Annotated in this window: 18 protein-coding genes; 13 read left to right on the forward strand and 5 right to left on the reverse strand. The window is 47.8% G+C overall.

The window, feature by feature from the left end:
* Nucleotides 1–112 precede the first annotated feature (112 nt).
* Together DN730_RS04930 and DN730_RS04935 are read left to right on the forward strand one after the other, a co-directional pair.
* On the forward strand, nucleotides 113–592 hold the full coding sequence (locus DN730_RS04930) for a DUF3015 family protein (protein ID WP_115467001.1): 480 nt from the start codon (nucleotides 113–115) through the stop codon (nucleotides 590–592).
* 80 nt (nucleotides 593–672) lie between these two features.
* Entirely contained in the window at nucleotides 673–2,490 is a 1,818-nt protein-coding gene (locus DN730_RS04935) for an Lnb N-terminal periplasmic domain-containing protein (protein ID WP_115467002.1), read from the forward strand.
* A 3-nt stretch (nucleotides 2,491–2,493) separates the two neighbouring features.
* Here the strand turns inward: DN730_RS04935 and DN730_RS04940 are convergent, their stop codons facing one another.
* Entirely contained in the window at nucleotides 2,494–3,261 is a 768-nt protein-coding gene (locus DN730_RS04940) for an FCD domain-containing protein (protein WP_115467003.1), read from the reverse strand.
* Between the two features lie 259 nt (nucleotides 3,262–3,520).
* Here DN730_RS04940 and DN730_RS04945 point away from each other — a divergent pair, with 259 nt between their 5' ends.
* The 4 genes from DN730_RS04945 (at nucleotide 3,521) to DN730_RS04960 (ending at nucleotide 8,506) form a co-directional block, all read left to right on the forward strand.
* Nucleotides 3,521–6,328 carry an FAD-binding and (Fe-S)-binding domain-containing protein gene (locus DN730_RS04945; RefSeq protein ID WP_115467004.1) on the forward strand — a complete coding sequence of 936 codons (2,808 nt, stop codon included), beginning with the start codon at nucleotides 3,521–3,523 and terminating at the stop codon, nucleotides 6,326–6,328.
* 714 nt (nucleotides 6,329–7,042) lie between these two features.
* Nucleotides 7,043–7,555 carry a DUF2867 domain-containing protein gene (locus tag DN730_RS04950; protein WP_245957890.1) on the forward strand — a complete coding sequence of 171 codons (513 nt, stop codon included), beginning with the start codon at nucleotides 7,043–7,045 and terminating at the stop codon, nucleotides 7,553–7,555.
* A gap of 2 nt (nucleotides 7,556–7,557) precedes the next feature.
* The gene (locus DN730_RS04955; RefSeq protein WP_115467006.1) at nucleotides 7,558–8,106 is read left to right on the forward strand and encodes a TetR/AcrR family transcriptional regulator; all 549 of its coding nucleotides are present in this window, start codon (nucleotides 7,558–7,560) and stop codon (nucleotides 8,104–8,106) included.
* Nucleotides 8,107–8,149: 43 nt separating this feature from the next.
* Nucleotides 8,150–8,506: an endonuclease domain-containing protein gene (locus tag DN730_RS04960; RefSeq protein WP_115467007.1), complete on the forward strand. Its 357-nt coding sequence runs from the start codon at nucleotides 8,150–8,152 to the stop codon at nucleotides 8,504–8,506.
* 579 nt (nucleotides 8,507–9,085) lie between these two features.
* On the opposite strand, the gene DN730_RS04965 is transcribed toward DN730_RS04960, so the two are convergent.
* On the reverse strand, nucleotides 9,086–9,877 hold the full coding sequence (locus tag DN730_RS04965; protein ID WP_115467008.1) for a sulfite exporter TauE/SafE family protein: 792 nt from the start codon (nucleotides 9,875–9,877) through the stop codon (nucleotides 9,086–9,088).
* 214 nt (nucleotides 9,878–10,091) lie between these two features.
* Between DN730_RS04965 and DN730_RS04970 the strand changes: the two genes are divergently transcribed.
* Nucleotides 10,092–10,307 carry a DUF2798 domain-containing protein gene (locus DN730_RS04970; protein ID WP_115467009.1) on the forward strand — a complete coding sequence of 72 codons (216 nt, stop codon included), beginning with the start codon at nucleotides 10,092–10,094 and terminating at the stop codon, nucleotides 10,305–10,307.
* Nucleotides 10,308–10,329: 22 nt separating this feature from the next.
* Here the strand turns inward: DN730_RS04970 and DN730_RS19385 are convergent, their stop codons facing one another.
* Nucleotides 10,330–12,198 (reverse strand): methylated-DNA--[protein]-cysteine S-methyltransferase, encoded by a 1,869-nt coding sequence (locus DN730_RS19385; RefSeq protein WP_115467010.1) that lies wholly within the window; start codon nucleotides 12,196–12,198, stop codon nucleotides 10,330–10,332.
* A 579-nt stretch (nucleotides 12,199–12,777) separates the two neighbouring features.
* Between DN730_RS19385 and DN730_RS04980 the strand changes: the two genes are divergently transcribed.
* From DN730_RS04980 to DN730_RS05000, 5 genes are all read left to right on the forward strand, one after another.
* Nucleotides 12,778–13,092 (forward strand): hypothetical protein, encoded by a 315-nt coding sequence (locus tag DN730_RS04980; protein WP_115467011.1) that lies wholly within the window; start codon nucleotides 12,778–12,780, stop codon nucleotides 13,090–13,092.
* Nucleotides 13,092–13,682: a hypothetical protein gene (locus DN730_RS04985; RefSeq protein WP_115467012.1), complete on the forward strand. Its 591-nt coding sequence runs from the start codon at nucleotides 13,092–13,094 to the stop codon at nucleotides 13,680–13,682. The genes DN730_RS04980 and DN730_RS04985 overlap by 1 nt, the downstream gene beginning before the upstream one ends.
* Nucleotides 13,672–13,908, forward strand: coding sequence for an ABC-three component system middle component 6 (locus DN730_RS04990; protein WP_115467013.1), 237 nt, complete (start codon nucleotides 13,672–13,674; stop codon nucleotides 13,906–13,908). Before DN730_RS04985 ends, DN730_RS04990 begins: the two co-directional genes overlap by 11 nt.
* A complete protein-coding gene (locus tag DN730_RS04995) occupies nucleotides 13,899–15,599 on the forward strand; it encodes a DUF2326 domain-containing protein (RefSeq protein WP_115467014.1) in 1,701 nt (566 codons plus the stop codon). The genes DN730_RS04990 and DN730_RS04995 overlap by 10 nt, the downstream gene beginning before the upstream one ends.
* 87 nt (nucleotides 15,600–15,686) lie before the next feature.
* A complete protein-coding gene (locus tag DN730_RS05000) occupies nucleotides 15,687–16,199 on the forward strand; it encodes a hypothetical protein (protein WP_115467015.1) in 513 nt (170 codons plus the stop codon).
* Nucleotides 16,200–16,518: 319 nt separating this feature from the next.
* On the opposite strand, the gene aguA is transcribed toward DN730_RS05000, so the two are convergent.
* The gene (gene aguA, locus DN730_RS05005; protein ID WP_115467016.1) at nucleotides 16,519–17,598 is read right to left on the reverse strand and encodes an agmatine deiminase; all 1,080 of its coding nucleotides are present in this window, start codon (nucleotides 17,596–17,598) and stop codon (nucleotides 16,519–16,521) included.
* Nucleotides 17,599–17,606: 8 nt separating this feature from the next.
* Nucleotides 17,607–18,485, reverse strand: coding sequence for an N-carbamoylputrescine amidase (gene aguB / locus DN730_RS05010; protein ID WP_115467017.1), 879 nt, complete (start codon nucleotides 18,483–18,485; stop codon nucleotides 17,607–17,609).
* Between the two features lie 215 nt (nucleotides 18,486–18,700).
* Between aguB and DN730_RS05015 the strand changes: the two genes are divergently transcribed.
* Nucleotides 18,701–20,191: an aldehyde dehydrogenase gene (locus DN730_RS05015; protein ID WP_115467018.1), complete on the forward strand. Its 1,491-nt coding sequence runs from the start codon at nucleotides 18,701–18,703 to the stop codon at nucleotides 20,189–20,191.
* The last annotated feature ends 89 nt before the right edge of the window (nucleotides 20,192–20,280 follow it).

Below are 20,280 nucleotides of genomic sequence, written 5' to 3' on the forward strand. Positions count from 1 at the left end.
GTTTTGATTTTTTGCATTGCGCCATGAGCCCCTTTTTTATATCTTTACGCGGACTTTTGTTGCGCGACACGAATGGAGTCGTGCTTTTAACTACGTTTTAGGGAATGACATTATGATCAAGCCAATTTCTGCTGCTATTCTAGCGACTGTTGCACTATCTTCTACCCATGCCTTAGCTGATGAAGACATCAACCCATGGAAACATTGTGGTATCGGTGCGATGATTTTTGATGATAACGGCACTGCGGCAGCACTTTCAAACATCATCTGGGATTTGGGTACAACGGCAGTATCGTCTAAATTGACGTCTGCTGGCTCTTGTGAAGGCAAGCGTGTTCAAACGGCCATGTTTATTCAAAAGAGTTTCAACAACGTACTAGAAGAAACGGCGAAAGGTGAAGGCGAGTATATCTCTGCGATGTTAGGAATGATGGATTGCCGTCAAGAAGACTACGCAACGATCATGTCTGGTGTGCGCTTGGACGTTGTCAATCAAGTATCTCAAGCGGGCTATGAAGCAATGGCTGTAAGCGCGAAATCTGAAGCTTACTACCATGCGTTGACTGCCAATGCCGTCAACTGCGGTGCTTAATCGCTAAACTGAAACATTGCTTTCTTATAAAGGCCATACTTTGTATGGCCTTTTTTATTCGATAATTCAAAAGGTCTGACATGAAAGCTTGGTGGATGATGAGCTTGCTCTGGCTCAGTACAGCTGCATGGGCACAAGACGCTTATCTAAAAGCGCTGGCAGAAAGTCCGCAATGGTTGCGCTTGGGTCACTATCAGAGTCAAATGATTACGGGGGTTAAAAGCTCGGTAACGTCCTCTGATTTTTTCTTATCGCAATCGGGGCCATCAGACCCCCACGCGGAATTACAAGCGACCCTTGATGCCTTTCTGTTTGGTTCTACATCTACTATTTGTCGATTTCCAGCTCGCTATCAATTTCTTCAACAACGTAAATTAGTATCAGCTAGAAATTTGGCTGATACATGTCCTGAGTACGAGCAGTACTTGAGTCAATATCCAGTTAACGAAGTGAGTGTTGTTTATGCCGCTGGATTTCTCGGAAACCCTGCGTCTATGTTTGGGCATTTGTTACTTCGGTTAAAACTCAACAACAATGCTCGCTTACTCGACAACACCTTCAATTTCGGGGCGATGGTCCCACCACAAGACAATAAATTAACGTATATTTTTCAAGGTATTACGGGTGGCTATGAGGCTCGGTTTTCCGATGAACCGTTTTACCATCATAGTCATGTTTATAACGAAGATGAGCTGCGCAATCTGTGGGAGTACTCGTTATCTTTAACACCGAAACAGATACAGTTACTTCTCGCACATAGGTATGAGTTACAAAATGTGGTCTTTGACTATTACTTTTTTACGGAAAACTGTGCGTTTCAGCTGGCTGAGCTTTTAGAGCTAGTCTCCAACAAATCGATACTTTCGACGAAGTACCCGTGGGTGCTCCCCTATGATGTTATTAGCTCCCTAGCGGATAACCACCCAGACCTTGTCACAAAAGTAGAGAGAACCCCTTCCCGACAACAGCAATTCTATGACCGATATGCACAGCTTACGGCAGCACAGCAGGAACACATCAGGGCTTTTGTCAGGCAGGAGACTCCCCTTGATCGATTGCTTAAGGATGAATCGTTCACCAGTCGTAATCAGATCCTAGATGTTCTGTTGGATTACTTTAGTTATTTGGAAGTGCGCCACGATGGGTTGACCGAAGTGCAAGCGATACAGCGCAAACAAGTATTATTGCAGCGGTTTACGCTTCCGGCGGGTCTTCATTCACAATGGTCTGATGTTGAGGCGGTGCCTCCTCACGCCACGCAAAAACCTTCGCTGCTGCAAATCGTACATCGAGCCGATCATCGCAACCAAGGAAGCACTGAGGTTCGCATTCGCGGTAATTATTACGATGAGTTATCAATCAATGAGCGTGAAAATAACTTCTCGGCTTTGCAAGCATTGGATCTAACGATCAGCGATCGTGAAAAAAATGGCATTAAGCGCCTTGGCTTGGTTGAGATACGGCATATCAAGCCTGACCAAACAGACTTGATTGGCGATAAAGGCTTATCGTGGAGCTTTGGCTTCGGTTTACGCCCTGCTTCTAATGCATGTCAGAACTGTACCGTTGGGTACATGGATGGTGGTATTGGCAAAGCGTACGGCACAGACGAGACTGTCGTGTACGGCTTAATAACGGGCAGAGTGCAAACCGCCTATAGGGCATTAAGCTACACATATCTTGGCTCAGAGCTGGGCGTTATTACCAAGCCTACTCGTTGGTGGCGTACCAAGGTTACAGCGAAATGGGAAACAGGGTTAGAACAGTCTAACCACGACCAAGACATGGTCGTGACTTGGGAGCAGGCGCTGGGCGCATCGCCAGACTGGGATGTTCGTACATCGCTCAGCTCGTCGCGCCAACAACGGTGGTCATTGAAGATGGGTTACTACTGGTAGCAATCACTCATGCTCATTACGCCGCAAAGATCGCTGAATTCTTGACGCTTCGCGGCGCATTTCTAATAGGTTATCTTCGACAAACACCAGATGTTCGTGCACGGCATTGCGCGCGTCGTCTGGTCGGCCTTCCATAATGGCGTCGTACAACGCTTGATGCTGTGCCATGACTTGCGGGCGTGCATTTTTCTTTTCAAATAAGTTGGTTAGATTCGAAGAGATGCTGCGTTCGAGGGTAGAAAACAAGCTGCGAAGCGTGTGGAGCAGCACAACGTTATGGGCCGCTTCTGCAATCGCCATGTGAAACTCTGCATCGAGTTTTGATTCGAGCTGGGCATCTTCTTGTTCGTTGGCTGCAACGAGCGCTTGGTACCTGCGCGTGAGCATGGCTTTATCGGCATCGGTACTGCGCAGTGCCGCGTAATAAGCCGATAACCCTTCCAGCGCGTCACGAAACTCAAGTTGGTCATACAGAAATTCATCATGTGAACTCAGTAACGCCTGTAGAGGATCCGTAAACGAAGCGCCGAGTTTATCTGACACATAGGTGCCACCACCTTGGCGCGAATACAATATGTCTCGAGCGACCAGCTTTTGTATGGCTTCGCGCAGTGAAGGCCGCGATACCTCAAAACGCTCGGCAAGTTGGCGCTCTGGCGGAAGCTTCTCACCTGGTTTAAACGTGCCATCTAGGATCATGCTTTCTAGCTCTTGCATGATGATGTCGGAAATTTTGGGCTGCTTTACACGGTTTAGTGAGGGTCGATTCATTCTACATCCTGCTACAACGATCTCTAAATCATTGAGTTGAGAAAGGTTCTTCATCTGGTCTGACCAATAGCCGTGTTATCCCATAATCTAGATCATCTGTGGATAACCAATAAATTGGTAAAACCAATTAAACTGCTACAAAAATGCAGCTAAAATCCTAAAAAATCATTCATTGACAATGTTAGGAAAGATTTCTATTGTCTACAAAATAACAAAGGTAAATTGGTAATACCAATTTATTTTGATTGTGGAAGACACTATGAAGCCTCAATACCAATCCTTGCTCGATACGCTAGCGCGGCACATTGACCGAGAGCGTTTGATTCACGACCCATTACGTACCTTGGCATACGGCACAGACGCCAGCTTTTACCGTTTGGTGCCACAACTTGTGGTGCGAGTGCACGATGAAGACGAGGTGCGCTGTGTGTTGCAAGAAACCCAAGCACGCAATATCCCCGTAACGTTTCGCGCGGCAGGGACCAGTTTGTCAGGGCAAGCAGTGACCGACTCGGTGTTGATTCAGCTATCGGATCAATGGAAAGGCTATCGAATCCACGAACAAGGGCACTCTGTATCACTGCAACCAGGAGTCATCGGCGCACGTGCCAATCAGTTGCTTGCTCCCTATCAACGCAAAATCGGCCCTGATCCTGCGTCCATTAACGCTTGCATGATCGGCGGAATTGCCGCTAACAACGCCAGCGGCATGTGCTGTGGTACTGCACAAAACAGCTATCACACCGTTCAATCCATGCGCATCATCATGGCCGACGGCACACTGCTGGATACAGCAGATGAGCAAAGTCGGGCGGCTTTTAGAGAAAGCCATGGAACACTGCTGTATGAGCTGGCGTCAATGTCTCGTACGGTACAAAGCAATCGTGAATTAGCCGACAGAATAAGACACAAATACCGCTTAAAGAATACAACAGGATACAGTATCAACAGCCTTATCGACTTTGATGACCCGTTCGATATCTTGATGCATTTGATGATCGGTTCGGAAGGCACACTGGGCTTTATCAGTGAAGTGACGTACGCCACCGTAGAAGAGCATCCAATCAAAGCAGCTGCGTTAATCTACTTCCCTGATATGGACGCCGCCTGCCGCGCAGTCACCGTATTAAAAAGCACGCCGGTATCCGCCGTAGAGCTGATAGACCGAGCGGGCTTGCGTACCGTTGCAGGTAAACCCGGTATGCCTGAGCTATTGAACCACCTAGGCGATGAGGTAGCAGGCTTACTGGTTGATGTCCGAGGTAGCACGGCTGAGGCGCTTGAAACAAAGCTTTTGCAGGTGACGCAGGCGCTACAGGGCATGAATGCTTTGTACGAGATTGAGTTTACCCAAGAAAAAGTCCTGTACGACACCTACTGGAAAATCCGCAAAGGGATGTTTCCAGCGGTGGGAGCGGTGCGTGAGGTGGGGACGACGGTCATCATCGAAGACGTAGCGTTTCCCGTGGAACAATTGGCCGAAGGTGTGGCTGAGCTACAAAGTGTTTTTCAAAAATACGGCTACAGCGAGGCGATTCTGTTCGGACATGCGCTGGAAGGCAACCTGCACTTTGTGTTCACTCAAGGCTTTGATGACCCGGCGGAAGTAAAACGCTATGAAGCGCTGATGGACGAAGTCGCCCAGCTGGTCGCGGTGAAATACAACGGCTCGCTGAAAGCAGAGCATGGCACAGGCCGTAATATGGCACCTTACGTGCTGTTGGAATGGGGGCAGCAAGCCTATGACATCATGTGGCAACTCAAAAAAGCGTTTGATCCCAAAGGTTTATTGAACCCAGATGTGATTCTCAGTCATAACGCCAACATTCATGTTGAAAACCTAAAGCCGCTGCCGCAAGCCAACGATAAAGTGGATACCTGCATTGAATGTGGCTTTTGTGAACACGCCTGCCCGTCTCGTGATCTGACGTTAACACCACGCCAACGCATCGTACTTTGGCGTGAAATCCAGCGTTTGGAACGCGCCGGCGACGCTCCTGAGCGTCTAGCGGAACTTCGTCAAGCATACAGTTACCAAGGCGTCGATACCTGTGCCGCATGCGGATTGTGCTCAATGCAATGTCCTGTCGGGATCAATACTGGCGATTTAAGCCGTGAGCTGCGCCATGATCGTTACGGTGATAGCAAGGTTGGCTATTGGATTGCGGATCATTTTGCAGGGGTTAGCCATACGGCACGCGCAGGATTATCCGTGGCAAATGGCATGCGCTCCGTAATCGGCAACGGCGGTATGAAGGCGGTCACCAAGCTGGCGAACGGTTTAAGCGGCGGCATGATACCAAAATGGCATGCGCAAATGCCGAGCGCCGCAGCCATGCCACAGCGCATCCCGCTGGTGAACGACGAGCGCCCGAATGTAGTGTACATGCCTAGCTGCGCGACACGTGTGATGGGCGCAGGCCCAGATGCGTCCGACAAGCGGCCAGTCATGGAGGTCATGCTATCTGTTCTTAAAAAAGCAGGTTATAACGTGATTGTACCTAAAGGCATCGAAAGCCAATGCTGTGGCATGGCGTTCCAATCCAAAGGGCAATTCGACGCGGCAGCTAAAAAAGCCAACGATCTCAACACCTTATTGATGGAGGCCAGTCAACAAGGCACACTCCCCATCGTCTGCGATACCAGCCCATGCTTACTGACCATGAGAGACACACTCGATCCATCTTTGACGCTTTACGAGCAAGTCGAATTCTTATCTAAGTTTGTCGTGGCAAATCTATCGATAGAGCAAAAGCTACCGAAAATGGCATTGCACATCACCTGTAGCACCACCCGCATGGGATTAGGGCAAACATTTATCGAGCTTGCCGAACAACTGGCTGACGACGTCGTGATCCCGCCAGACATCACCTGCTGCGGCTTTGCGGGCGACAAAGGCTTTTCCAACCCAGAGCTGAACCAAAGCGCCCTCAAAACCCTGAAAAGCGCGGTGCAAGACTGCGATGTTGGCTACTCCAACTCCCGCACCTGCGAGATTGGCTTAACCGAACACTCAGGGATTGAGTACCAATCGATCGTCTACCTCGTCGACCAACTGGCACAGTGAACCAACCCCCACCCAACCCCCTCCCAGCCTCCCCCTTGGTAAGGGGGAGGAGCTAGACCTTCAGTACTGCAGCGCTTCGAGTTCCCTCCCCTTGGTTCTTTAAGGGGAGGGTTAGGGAGGGGTTAAAGTGCTTGGATAACCTCAGGCGTTGCAACCCACCCAACCCCCTCCCAGCCTCCCCCTTGGCAAGGGGGAGGAGCCAGATCTTCAGCATTGCAGCATTTCGAGTTCCCTCTCCTTGTTTTTTTAAGGGGAGGGATAGGGAGGGGTTAAAGTGTTTGGGTAACGTCAGGTGTTGCAACCCCCACCCAGCCTCCCCCTTCGTAAGTGGGAGGAGCTAGATCTCCAGCACTGCGGCATTTCGAATTCCCTCCCCTTGTTTCTTTAAGGGGAGGGTTAGGGAGGGGTTAAAGTGTTTGGGTAACGTCAGGTGTTGCAACCCCCACCCAGCCTCCCCCTTGGTAAGTGGGAGGAGCTAGATCTCCAGCACTGCGGCATTTCGAGTTCCCTCCCCTTGTTTCTTTAAGGGGAGGGTTAGGGAGGGGTTAAAGTGTTCGGGTAACGTCAGACATTGCAACCCCCACCCAGCCTCCCCCTTAGTAAGGGGGGAGGAGCTAGACCGTCAGCACTGCAGCGTTTCGAGTTCCCTCCCCTTGCTTGTTAGAATAATACATACCATACTGTATGGTATGTATTATTCGAGGAGGTGTTCCAGTGTCCATTTTCTTTTCTCAAGTGAGGGCCTTGCCAGAGCCTAACGATGATCGCTTATCCTCTCTGGCGCGCGCGCCCTATTTTCGTGATGTGTTGCAGGTACCATTGAATCAAACGGAGTTAGTAGCGAGTCAGTTACAGTTTGGAATCTTTAACTACCTACCGAGTTGGGTAAATGCTTTGATGGGGCTACGTAACCACCTGGTGAAACGGTTGGGTTTTGAGGTGGGGCAGACAACCATGACGCCTGAGGCGGATCATTGGGAGGTAGGTACCAAAGCGGGCTTTTTAACGGTAAAGGAGATTTCTGATAATGAAGTCATCAGTGGGGCAGAGGATAAGCACATGAGTTTCTTTATTAGCGTCAAGAAGACCAACAACACCGTGATCGTTTCAACGCTCGTGAATCAAAAGACCTTTTTGGGGCGCGTGTATGTGAACGCCATCTTACCATTCCACTACGTGATTGCCCGAGTTGTGATTAACAATGCCGTGAAGGCAGGAAGGATATAAATATGTCGGATCAAAATAGTCGCCAAGATTGGCTTACCTTTGCTTTGGATGTCTTGATCAAGAAAGGTCCCGAGCATTTAAAGATCACACCCTTGTGTGAGTTGAAAGGCGTGACCAAGGGCTCGTTTTATCATCACTTCAAAAACAGAGCCGTTTTCATCGATAGTTTAATGGACCATTGGTATCAGACCACCACCCAAGGTTTTATTGATCAAGTGGACGCCACCCTCCCAACACTCAAACGATTACAAGCGCTGGATCGTATCATCAACAGCCATAGTATCGAGGCTGAACACCACATACGTGCGTGGGCGTTAAAAGAGCCATCCATCAGACTGCACCTAGAAAAGATTGATCGGCAACGTCAAAGCTACCTAGCAGAGTGCTATCAAGAGATTGGATTATCTCCACAACAAGCCAACGACGTGGCCTTGATCGCCTACTCAAGCTTTTTAGGCATGGCGCAAATCTATCCCACGCCATCGTCAGAAGAAGTCGAGCGTGTCACGAATATGGCAATGAAAGCGCTGCTGCCTAATTTATTTGAATGAGGGCGAGTCGGCATTAGGGAAGCGTAATAAAAGGAGTCAAGGAATGACGAAGATTTATAATCAGAAAAGAACAAAGAGCTTACGTTCTCAGCTAAGAGCAAATATGACGGACCCCGAAAGGCGGTTGTGGCGCTATCTGCGTAAAAATCAGTTGGGAGTGAAAGTTAGACGTCAGTTTGGTATTGGGCGTTATATTGTCGATTTTTATTGTCCAGCCAAACGGCTAGTCATTGAGGTAGATGGCGATAGCCACTATACCGAAGAAGGAATGGCTTACGACCAAGTGCGTGACCAATACATGGCGTCACTAGGTATTTGTGTCATGCGTTTTACTAATCAGCAAGTGATGCAAGAAATGGAAGGGGTTGTCGATGTCATCGCCGCGGAACTAAAGAAATAACCCCACCCAACCCCCTCCCAGCCTCCCCCTTGGTAAGGGGAGGAGCTAGACCTCCAACACTGCAGCATTTCGAGTTCCCTCCCCTTGTTTCTTTAAGGGGAGGGTTAGGGAGGGGTTAAGTTGTTTGGGTAACGTCAGGCGTTGCAACCCCCTCCCAGCCTCCCCCTTGGTAAGGGGGAGGAGCCAGATCTTCAGCATTGCAGCATTTCGAGTTCCCTCTCCTTGTTTTTTTAAGGGGAGGAGCTAGATCTTCAGCACTGTAGCATTTCGAGTTCCCTCCCCTTGTTTTTTTAAGGGGAGGGTTAGGGAGGGGTTAAGTTGTTCGGGTAACGTCAGACATTGCAACCCCCTCCACTAGACCTTCAGTACTGCGGCATTTCGAGTTCCCTCCCCTTGTTTTTTTAAGGGGAGGGTTAGGGAGGGGTTAAGTTGTTTGGGTAACGTCAGACATTGCAACCCCCACCCAACCTCCCCCTTGGTAAGGGGGAGGAGCTAGATCTTCAGCTCTGCAGCATTTCGAATTCCCTCCCCTTGTTTTTTTAAGGGGAGGGTTAGGGAGGGGTTAAGTTGTTCCCAGCTTTACAACCAGAACGTCGAGTACAAGCCAAACACACAGACGAGCAACAATGCCCAGCCGATAAATTTGAAGAAGGTGGGCGTGTCGGTTTTTTCAATACGTTCGTGAAAGTGCTGACCGATTAAGTGGCCGATGAAGGCACACGGCAACAGCCACAGTTGGTGGATCAATTGCAGATCGACGCCCGCAATCAAGAATGACACCATTTTGATGCAGACTAAGATAAACCACAGCACAAACAAGGTATCGCGTAGCTGGTGGTGCGGTACTTTTGTGGCAAACACCGAAACAATCAACGGCGCGCCGATTAATGATGTGCCGCTCACATAACCGCCCATCATCAGCAGGCCGGTGCTGACGATAGGGTTGTTACTGTAAAACGGTTTATTGACGATGTAAGACATCGCAAACACCGCCACAATGACAAATATCACGCCTGTGACGATGTCATTCGGCAAGGTCAGTAGGCCAAATACACCAATGAGCTTGGGAACGATCATGATCCCCAGCGCTTTACGCAAATACCCCCAAGCGATATTGCCCGACGCGTCACCGCGCTCTGCGGTGGAGCGTCCTTGTTTGGCTTTTTGTGAGCCTCGCCATGCGATCCAGCTCGAAAACACCAGTAAATGTATCGAAATGATGGGTAAAAATACCAACGGGTCATTGTGAACCAGTAGCAAGAATGGCAAAGCTAAGACGGCTCCGCCAAAGCCTAATCCGGTGCGAACAAAGCCGCTCCAAATGAAAATCCCTGCGATGGCGGCGTACTGCCACCAAACTAAGTGCTCCATAATCAATGTTTCTTCTGTGGTGGTGGGTGAAGAGGTCTAAATTATGACGCTTGAAACCAAGCTTGGCTATCTAGAAAAGGCGATCTATCAAATCAATGGGGCACGTCAAATGGTCGCTGGTACGAAAAAGATTCAAAAGTATCTATGATGATCCTATCTATGGTCTGCTATGCTCGCTGCTTTGATTGCTTATGAATAAACGCTGAGGCGCCTTATGAAACACCGTATTATTTTTGCGACGATGATGTCTTTCGTATTGTCGTTGTTGATGTCCGCTTGGATTACCTTCTTGAACATCGGCTTAACCCCTGACTTCGTTTCGTCTTGGTTGCACGCTTGGATATTGGCTTGGCCTGCAGCGGGTGTCATCTCGTTTGTGTTTGCGCCCTTCTTACATCAATTAGCGCATCGTTTGGCTGAGAAGCTATAGAGCGCGAAAACGCCACAGGCGGTTAATGGCTGCCTTCTAATGTCAGCAACGCGGCTTTGCGTTCTAGCCCGCCTGCATAGCCTGTGAGCTTGCCGTTGCGGCCGATCACTCGGTGGCACGGTACCACAATGGAAATCGGATTCTTGCCATTGGCGAGGCCCACCGCGCGCACGCCTTTTGGGTTGTCGATGGCATTCGCGATGTCTTGGTAACTGCGTGTTTCACCAAAAGGTATGGCGCAAAGCGCTTGCCAAACGTTTTGCTGAAACGGCGTTCCTTGAGCCGCCAGCGGCAAATCAAACACCGTCAGCTGGCCCGCAAAATACGCATCGAGCTGGCGGCCGGCTTCAATGGTAAGCTCAGATGGGTTTGACGAGGGCGCACTCGACGCTTCGACAAACCGAATCGCCGTAATGCCCTCCTCGGTCGCTTGAATATGAATCAGTCCACAAGGGCTTTGAAGGTATTGGTTGTACATAGCAGGTTCCTTATTTTTGATGACATCGGCCATGTGCCACAACTGAATGGCTAAATAACTGCGCCAAGGCGCCGCGCGCTCAGGTTGGATCGGCAGCGTCTCGGTCATAGTGCGCACGATTAAGTCGCCCGCTAACGTTCTGTCTGGGTCGCTCAGCCCGCGCATCATTATATAATCCAGCGTCCAAGGGCCAATGCCTTTTAACGCCAATACGGCATCGGGCGAAAAGTCTTTGGTGTCGGTGGTGGCCATATAATGGGCAAACGCTCGCAAGGTGTTTTTTCTCGCTTGCGGCATTTTAAAGAAATCTAAGTCACTGGCCGCGACCGCCTCTGGCGTCGGAAATGTTAGGCCGAAGCCATTGTCTTGTCCTAAGGCTTGAGTCAGTTTGTTGAGTTGGGAAATGGCCGCTTTCACCGCCACTTGCTGACCTAAAATGGCTCGGCACCCCGCTTCAAACACACTCCAAACACCGGGTAACCGCAGCCCTTCGACTGCTTCGTCAGGGCTGATGCCCGCCGACAACAGCGCTTGGAAAATGAGATCAGGGTCGGCATTGAGGTCGAGCACGCGCGTTAACGTCCCCAGTATGTTAGGCGCTGCTTGCAACGTATCAATCGATAAGCTCACTGCAAACCCATTGTGCTCGGGTTGATGCTCTGCATAGATCCAACCATTGACGTCACCCTCGCTAAATACGCGTCGATAGCTGTGATCGCGCACCTCTTCTACCTCGGTAAGGGCGCGCTTACGCAAGAAATCTCGAACCATCGCCCATTGATAAGGTGGACGATACGCAAGAAAGAGGGTCAACTGAGGCACAGCCTGTTCCAAGCCGTCGATGTTTGCGCGGCGCAGTTGCGAGGGTGTTAATGACCAATGGCTTTTCATCATGCTCTGCAAACGTCTGGCGGAGTGAAAGCCAACGCTCGATGCCACGTCCTCAATAGGCAGACGGGTTTGCTGCAACAAACGCTTAGCAAACATTAGCTGGTGGTAAAGCTGGACACTCTTAGGCGACAGGCCCAACTCGGCGTGAATCAATTTATGTAAGTAACGCTCGGAGATGCCCAAACGCTCGGCAATCGTGCTAATCGGCTCCGGTGGCAGATTCGACAGCAGCGTTTGCGCTCGCGTGGCTGTGGTTTGAGCGCCCTGCCAAGCACAGGAACCGGGTGCACTGTCGGGTCGGCAACGTAAGCACGGACGATAGCCGTCGCGCATGGCTTCCAGCGCTTGTTGGTAGTAGGCAACGTTGGATTCGTTCGGCAAACGCGCAGGGCAAATAGGACGACAGAAAATCCCCGTGCTTTTGACCGCCACGAAAAACGTCCCATCAAAACGCGGATCACGCGCCAGCCTTGCTTGCTGAAAGGCCGACCGCTGCTGGCTAGAAAGCGTATTACTGCTCATCCTAATTACCCATTAAAAAAGAGTGTCAGCAACAGTGTAAATCAACACGCCCAAAAACATGCGACGAAATCGGAACTTAATAGAATCCCTTCATACCTGCGGGTTGGCGATACCACGCATTTGCGTCGCTTGCGCCATGTCTCGTTCCGAGACCGTCAGCGCGAATCAAACGCATGGAAGCCTATGCATCTATACTTGGCCCAATTATTGTAGGTCGTGATTTATCGCGACAAGGCCATCAACCTCCATGACAAATCGCAGCAACCCTTAAAATATCTGGCCATGACAATTGGCACTCATTTAAAAATAGATTAGTGTGTCAACATAGCGTCAAGGAAGACGAGAGCCCACACCCTTCTCCCCTCCTTGATTCGCACGGTTATTTAGAAAAACGCGCATACTTGTTTTTATAGTGAGTGAGCGCCTGAAGATGCTTTTTAGCCCTTAATAATCAAATGCTTAGTGCTCTTATCCTAAAAGCACTAAACAGAATAACCCGCACGCACGGTTTATTGTATAAACGAGCATGCGCACTATTAAGCTGTTATGCAAAGTAGCGTCAGATAAGGATAAATGAATATGCTTAAATTTTTATCAGGAACAGTTAAAGCTGGTTTTGGATTGGCTGCAATTTCAGCAGCTATATTTTGGTCTGTGCATCAGGGTTTTATACAAGCAAATGCGTTTTCAGCTATGACACCAGAGCAAACATTTAAAGCATTTATCTGGTCTTCTGGAATAGCGGGAGTATTGCTATTAGTTGCTATCCTTCTATCATCAGTAACGAAGTCAAACGGGAAATCAATTACTGCTGATAATGGTGGTATTGCTGTTGATAACTCTGGTTTTTTGAATTTTTTTAAGTTCTTTAAAAATAAATCGGATGATAAATAATGGCATATAAGGACATTAAAGCCGATCGTGGTGGTCTGGCATATGATGGGTCTGGTATTGGTAATAGTCCAACTTTCAACCTGAACCATGTCGCTAGATTTAGCTCACTTCTTAACCCTCTGCTGGAGAAAATAATTGAAAATTATGATCCTGAGATGGAGGCCAATAGTGCCGGTGAGTTGCCTGAACCAGATGAGAAGCTAGATTTTAATAATGTAAGAGTGTTTTCTGAAGAAATCATCGACTGTGTTAGTTTTTTAACTCTAGTAGAAGAGCAAATTGATGCGATTGATGATGAGGATCCTGGAGCAAAAAATAAGTTTCTTAGGTCTATACATCAAAACTATAAGAATCATCGCCGACAACTTCTGATTCATGAAAGAGTAGCAATTAAAGATAAGGATTCAGTGATTTCGACTATTCGAAATCACTCAGACCTACTTTTGCAGCAAGTTACTGATTCAATTTTAGAGAATGCAAGAATTGATTTTCATGCAACCCCAGTGGAAGACGTTCGTGACTCAGCAAACTTGATAGTTTGCTATGGGTTTATCAATTGTAAAATATTGGAGAGGCCTTATGATTATTGATGATGTATCTGAGCCTCAAAAAAGCCTATATGTTATAGGAGCTTCTATTATTTTAGTTCTAAGAGAATCGAATGAGAAATCTGTTGATCCTATAAGGCTATTTGACCTTTTTCATAATAGAACTAACAAGATTTCTTTAACTTACTTTTATTTGGGGCTTGATTGGTTGTATCTGCTGAATGCAATTGAGCTGGATAGCTTCGGAAACATAAAATTATGCAGATAATTAATTTAAAAGTATTTTTCGACGAGATAATAATTCGTGAAATTCAATTCAAAGACGGAATTAACATAATTACCAATAGCGAGGACGACGGTAACCAGATTGGGAAAAGCACTGCGCTAAGAGTATTAAACTTTTGCTTAGGCTCTGATGGTAAGAGTATTTGGCATGACCCAGAGTCACGAACGAAAAATGAAGCCATTGAGGATATGGTTACTAGTGGAAGGGTGTTGTTTTCCCTTGATGTGTGCGTAAATAAAAAGAATTATAGAATTAATCGTAGAATACATAAGGTTCAGCAAAAAAAACGCACTATTCAAAAAATATATTCATCTATTAATGATGATAAATTTGATACAAATGGAAAATTTAAAGCAGCGTTAGCCCCGATCCTCGGGTTTAGTATTGCTAACCCTACCTACTCTTCAATTAAGAATCGTTTTGTTCGCTTGGATAAAAAAACTGCCTCTAATATCTATCGATATCTAAACTCAAATACAAGTGACCAGCAGTATATATTGTATTACTCATATCTATTTGGCTTTTCGGGGCATAATGATCTTTCTAGTGAGATTCAGTTTGGGGAAGAAAGAAACCAACGAAATGATAGAATTTCAATGCTGTTGAATGGAAGGACGGAGCAAGACTATAAAGATAAGCTTAAATCTATCGATGATGAAATAGAGATATTAAAGAATAAAGAAGAGTTGTTTGATTTCAAGGATTCTCAAAACAAAGGCGTTGAAAAGCTAAAAAAAATTCGAGAGGAAATTGCACAATTAACAAGTGAAATATCAAAGTTGAATATAAGAATCTCATATTCTCAAAGAACCATAAGTGGATATGAAGAAAAGAAATCGAATATAAATACTGATTTAATAGAGAAGGTATATGAAGAAGCTAAATTGTTGCTCCCTGATCTTAAAAAAACACTGGAAGATACAATAGAGTTTCATAAGCAGGTGGTATCAAAGAAGGTTAATTATCTTAATGATAAAATCAGTGACTATAAACTCACTGTAGTTAATATGGAAAATAGGTTGAATAGCCTATTAGATGAAGAAAAGAATCTGTTCTCTGCACTTGTAGGTGAATCGCATCTTTCGGGCTTCGTCGTGATAGAAAAAGAAATACAAGACAAACGTGAAGAGAGAGGCAGGATAAGCGTAGTCGTCGATGAAGTTCAGCATGAATCTAGTGAAATATCTAAGCTAGACATAAATATTCAAAAACTCCGAGAAAAAAATAAACTTCAAATATTACAACTAAGTCAGAATATTGAAGTATTTAATAAGCATTTGAAGTCATTTAGTAGGGCGATATTTAAAGACTTTTCTTTGAGCTTTAATGTTGGCACCAAAAGCGATACAAATGAAATTGAGTTTTCAATCGTAAATCAAGAAAGAGTTTCTGGAGATGGTGCTCCGAGGGCTGCTGCATTAGCATTTGATATGGCATTTGTGGAATTCGTTAAAGAAACGGGTGCGTCCTTTCCTGAATTTACTATACAAGATTATTTGGAAGCGTCGGATCAAGATAAATTAGCAACACTGGCATGTCTAGCAAATGAGAATAAAGTTCAGGTCATTATGTCTGTGCTAAAAGATAAATTGGCTTCACTAAGCCAAGAGTTTATTGATGAAAATTCTGTGTTAACACTTAAAAAATCAGATAAATTCTTCAGACTCGGTTAATGAAATACATGCATAACAAGTTGCTGCGCACGGACAAATTACTCGCTGCGCTCCTAATTCACCGGTGAGCAAAGCGTTAGGTTTCAAATGGAACGAATAGACAACATCGATCAAGCCAAAGAGAAAGTTCTCTCAGACATGAACACCTTTTTATCAAGTGTTCGTGAGTTTGCCGACGAAAACGTCGAAGATCTTGGGGTAGGGCTGTCTAAGCTCAGAAGCATTCGCTCTTCCGTGTATGAAAACCTTAACCAAATTCAGCATGAGTACCTGATTCTTCAGGGACTAATCTGGCTTAATTCAAATGAACACGCGCATCCCGAAACACAATGGTATTGGAATCCTCGTCAAACCGGTGATTCCGCTGAACCTGATTTGCGGGGCACCTACGAAGGTCAGGTTGTTGTATCCGCTGAGGCAACCACTTCCGAGAAACCTCAAGGTGTGATTGATACGCGAATGAAAAACACCATGGCGAAGCTCAATGTAATGGAAGGTAAAAAATTCTATTTCATTAGAACTAATGCAATGGAAATGCGTGCAGACACCAAGGCCACGAATAACGGTTGGCAAATTACGGTGGTGAAGCTTGAAGGCTAAAAACCTAATAAAAACATCAACTATGCGCCTATCGGCGCCGGGTATGTTAGCGTTATACATTAATCTCACTCCAGAGGGGTTTATCTGGAGGATATTATTGAGCCCATTCTAAAAGCTATGGAAAAATTCTTAGGCTGCACGGGCAAAATGGTCAAGGTGTCTCCAATGATGCTTTTTTGTTGATCTTCTTTTGTTTTTTTGGCTCAGCACCCACCACTAGGAAATCGACGATTGTAAGGGGGTTGGTCAATTGGGACCAGATAAAAACACAAAAGCCACGCCTGTGTCAGGCGTGGCTTTTGTGTGTCAGGCGTGTTGGTTACGCAGGAATTTGCTGGGTAATGCAGTGCAAGTTCCCGCCGCCCAGTAGCACTTCACGGGATGGAATGCCGACGATGGTATGCTCCGGAAAGGCTTTTTCAAGCACGTCTTTCGCGCGGTCATCTTGTGTGCTGTCGAGCAGTGGGTAGAACACCGCGCCGTTACAGATCAAGAAGTTCGCGTAGGACGCGCCCAAACGTTCGCCCGCTTCGCGTGCCATACGATCCGGTTGTTCCAAGCCTGCGGCTTCGTCCTCAGACATGTAAAGTGGCCCCGGTAGCGGCATCTGGTGCACTTTGATGTGTCGTCCGCGCGCATCGGTTTCGTTGGCCAGTACGTCTAATGCCTTTTGGCTGATGGCGTATTGCGGATCCGCGTTGTCTTCACAGACGGTGAGGATCACTTCGCCGGGTTTGACCACATGCAGGATGTTGTCAATGTGGCCATTGGTTTCATCGTTGAATAGACCTTGTGGCAACCAGATCACTTTTTCTATGCCCAGATAATCCTTCAAGTGCGCTTCAATATCCGCGCGGCTCAGGTCGGGGTTACGACTGGGATGAAGCAGGCATTCTTCGGTGGTGTAGACCGTGCCTTCCCCATCGCTATGAATGGAGCCGCCTTCAAGGATCAGCGGTGCGTCGTAGCACACTGCGCCTTCTTGTTCGGCCACACGTTTGGCAATGGTTTCATCGTCAGACCAATCATCGTAGAGGCCATCTAGCTCACCACCCCATGCATTGAACTGCCAATTTACGGCGCGTTTTTCGCCCGCGCTGTTCACGACCATCGTCGGGCCGATGTCCCGCATCCAAGAATCGTTATAAGGCATGGCAAAAATCTGTACCTTTTCTGGCAGCATGGCTCTTGCTTGTGCCTCTTGCTCAGGAACAACGGCCACTTTTACTGTGACGTAGTCGCTGAGACGCTCGATAAAGTGAGCAAATGTTGCCTGCCCTGGCACAGCCTGTTCGCGCCAGTTATCAGGTCGAGTTGGCCACGCCAACCAGACGCTGGACAGCGGGCTATGCTCTCCGGGCATCCAAAAGCCGTCTGCTTTAGGGGTTGAGGTCTGCATAGCGTCTCCTATTTTACTTGTCCATCAAGGGTTTTGAGCACACCGTAGTGCTCTGGACGACGATCTCGGAATAAGCCCCACGCTTTGCGCTGAGTGCGTATGTGCGCAAGGTCGAATGTGTGGACTAAGACGTCCTCGCTGTCGCGGTTGGCTTGTTGAACAAGCTCGCCGGTTTCATCACAAATGAATGAAGATCCGTAGAAGGTCAGCTCTAGGTCACGATGCTGAGCGGCTTCGGTACCAATACGGTTAGAAGCAATCACTGGCACTTGGTTGGCAGCCGCGTGACCGCGCATGGTGTTGGTCCAGTGTGGCATGGTGTCCAGTTGTGGTTGGCTTGGTTCAGAGCCAATCGCAGTTGGGAACAATAATAGGTCTGCGCCCATTAAGGCCATAGAGCGGGCGGTTTCAGGGAACCACTGATCCCAGCAGATGCCGACGCCGACGCTGCCGTATTTCGTTTGCCAGACTTTAAAGCCAGTATCTCCTGGGCTGAAGTAGTACTTCTCTAAATAGCCATCGCTGTCAGGGATGTGTGTTTTACGATACACGCCCAGCAGCTCACCACCCGCATCAATCATGGCGACGGAGTTAAAGCGCACTTGCCCTGATTTTTCAAACCAGCTAAAAGGCAACACGACGTCAAGTTCTTTGGCCAGCGACGTAAAGCGTTGGAATGCTTCGTTTTCTTCAAGCGTGGTCGCCAAATCGTGGAAAGGCTCATGGATTTCAATACAGAAGTACGGCGTTTCAAAGAGTTCTTGAATCAAGATCACTTGCGCACCTTGAGACGCGGCCTTGCGAATCAATTTCTCAGCGCGGTTAATATTTTCTTGCTGATCCCACGTACAATGCATTTGCGTGGCCGCCACGGTTACCTTTGACATAGAGTGTTCTCCAAATCGTCACCCACAGGGGTATTGTTATCATAATAAACAAATTGGCGAAGACGCCGCTTTGACTGTTTACACCATCTTAGTTGACTACTGAAAAAACGATATACCCCCACGGGGATATGGTGAGATAGGATGACCCTCAGTTAACTTAGATTCACTGCAACTCATCACACGCTTCGAGTGAGCGTCAGAGGAAGGAATTACGAATGAAGACCTACGAACAATGGCAAACGTTAAAAACGGAATTAAACCTGTCGACACAGGCGTATATCGACGGACAGTTTACGCCAGCGCTTAGCGGTGACACATTCGCGTGTATCAATCCGACCGATGAGTCCTTGCTTGGTAACGTTGCAAGCTGTGATACGGCGGATGTCGATCAGGCGGTCTCTGTTGCGAAAGCGGCGTTCAAGAGCGGCGCTTGGTCCAACATGGCGCCCGGCAAACGCAAGCGTATCCTCCAAAAATGGGCGGATTTGCTAGAGCAGCATAAAGATGAGTTGGCCCTGATCGACACCTTAGACATGGGCAAATCCATCTCTGAGATGGTCAATATCGATGTGCCCGACTCGATTGATTGTTTGCGCTGGTCGGCAGAATGCATCGATAAGTTATATGGCGAAATTGCGCCAACGAATAAAGACAATCTTGCGTTAATCAGTCGCGAAGCATTGGGAGTGGTGGCGATTATTACGCCATGGAACTACCCATTGATGATGGTGATGTGGAAGATCGCACCCGCTTTAGCAGCGGGCAACTGTGTGATTCTCAAACCTTCTGAAAAATCGCCATTGAGTGCGTTAAGAATTGCAGAGTTAGCAACGCAAGCGGGGGTTCCAGACGGTGTATTCAACGTCCTCCCCGGTTTTGGTCATACTGCTGGAAAAGCCCTTGCGTTGCACCATGACATCGGCACCCTTGCCTTCACTGGCTCAAGCCGAGTGGCGGGGATGCTGATGCAATATGCCGGTCAGTCCAATATGAAACGGGTCTGGCTTGAAGCGGGCGGTAAGTCCCCTTGCCTAGTGTTTGAAGATTGCAAAGATATCCAAGCGGCGGCGAAAGGCGCAGCGACAGCGATCTTTACCAACCAAGGCGAAGTCTGTATTGCCTGCTCGCGTCTGTACGTGCAAAACAGCATCAAAGACGAGTTCATGGCGGCATTGCTTGAGGCGGCTAAGGTTTACGTGCCCGGTGACCCATTGGATCCTGCTACGAAAATGGGACCAATGGTCGATAAAGCACAACTGGACACCGTGACACGCTTCATCGAAAGCGCGATGGCCGATGGCGCGACGCTGGCGATGGGCGGCAAACCCGATTACCAAGAAGGTCAAGGTTTCTACGCTAAGCCAACGATCTTTACCGATGCGACGCATGAGATGGACTTTGTTCGCGAAGAAATCTTCGGGCCGGTGTTGGCGGTAATGGGGTTTGATAGCGAAGAAGAAGCCATTGAGTTGGCAAATGACTCCCAGTATGGCTTGGCGGCGTCTATATGGACCAATGATTTAGGCCGTGCCCATCGTGTGAGTGGCTTATTAGAGTCCGGCATGGTGTGGGTTAACACTTGGGGTGATGGTGATACAACCGTGCCATTTGGCGGTATTAAGGCGTCCGGTAATGGCCGCGATAAGTCTTGGCATGCGTTAGAGAAATACACCGAACTCAAAAACACGTGGATCAGCCTGAAGTAAGCGCCGATCCAACTTAACATTCGTAGTTGCCTTCTCAGAGCTTAGGGGGAAGGCAATAGGTGGGCTTACCTACCGCGAACCAATTATCA

The organism is Marinomonas piezotolerans, assembly GCF_003362755.1.
Lineage (GTDB): Bacteria > Pseudomonadota > Gammaproteobacteria > Pseudomonadales > Marinomonadaceae > Marinomonas > Marinomonas piezotolerans.

Excerpts from the sequence above, each read along its gene's own strand:
- DN730_RS05015 (WP_115467018.1), top strand. The coding sequence starts at position 18,701 with ATGAAGACCTACGAACAATGGCAAACGTTAAAAACGGAATTAAACCTG.
- DN730_RS04935 (WP_115467002.1), top strand. The coding sequence starts at position 673 with ATGAAAGCTTGGTGGATGATGAGCTTGCTCTGGCTCAGTACAGCTGCA.
- DN730_RS04980 (WP_115467011.1), top strand. The coding sequence starts at position 12,778 with ATGCTTAAATTTTTATCAGGAACAGTTAAAGCTGGTTTTGGATTGGCT.
- DN730_RS04970 (WP_115467009.1), top strand. The coding sequence starts at position 10,092 with ATGAAACACCGTATTATTTTTGCGACGATGATGTCTTTCGTATTGTCG.
- DN730_RS04985 (WP_115467012.1), top strand. The coding sequence starts at position 13,092 with ATGGCATATAAGGACATTAAAGCCGATCGTGGTGGTCTGGCATATGAT.
- DN730_RS05000 (WP_115467015.1), top strand. The coding sequence starts at position 15,687 with ATGGAACGAATAGACAACATCGATCAAGCCAAAGAGAAAGTTCTCTCA.
- DN730_RS19385 (WP_115467010.1), bottom strand. The coding sequence starts at position 12,198 with ATGAGCAGTAATACGCTTTCTAGCCAGCAGCGGTCGGCCTTTCAGCAA.
- DN730_RS04955 (WP_115467006.1), top strand. The coding sequence starts at position 7,558 with ATGTCGGATCAAAATAGTCGCCAAGATTGGCTTACCTTTGCTTTGGAT.
- DN730_RS04990 (WP_115467013.1), top strand. The coding sequence starts at position 13,672 with ATGATTATTGATGATGTATCTGAGCCTCAAAAAAGCCTATATGTTATA.
- DN730_RS04995 (WP_115467014.1), top strand. The coding sequence starts at position 13,899 with ATGCAGATAATTAATTTAAAAGTATTTTTCGACGAGATAATAATTCGT.
- DN730_RS04945 (WP_115467004.1), top strand. The coding sequence starts at position 3,521 with ATGAAGCCTCAATACCAATCCTTGCTCGATACGCTAGCGCGGCACATT.
- aguB (WP_115467017.1), bottom strand. The coding sequence starts at position 18,485 with ATGTCAAAGGTAACCGTGGCGGCCACGCAAATGCATTGTACGTGGGAT.
- DN730_RS04965 (WP_115467008.1), bottom strand. The coding sequence starts at position 9,877 with ATGGAGCACTTAGTTTGGTGGCAGTACGCCGCCATCGCAGGGATTTTC.
- DN730_RS04960 (WP_115467007.1), top strand. The coding sequence starts at position 8,150 with ATGACGAAGATTTATAATCAGAAAAGAACAAAGAGCTTACGTTCTCAG.
- DN730_RS04940 (WP_115467003.1), bottom strand. The coding sequence starts at position 3,261 with ATGAATCGACCCTCACTAAACCGTGTAAAGCAGCCCAAAATTTCCGAC.
- DN730_RS04930 (WP_115467001.1), top strand. The coding sequence starts at position 113 with ATGATCAAGCCAATTTCTGCTGCTATTCTAGCGACTGTTGCACTATCT.
- aguA (WP_115467016.1), bottom strand. The coding sequence starts at position 17,598 with ATGCAGACCTCAACCCCTAAAGCAGACGGCTTTTGGATGCCCGGAGAG.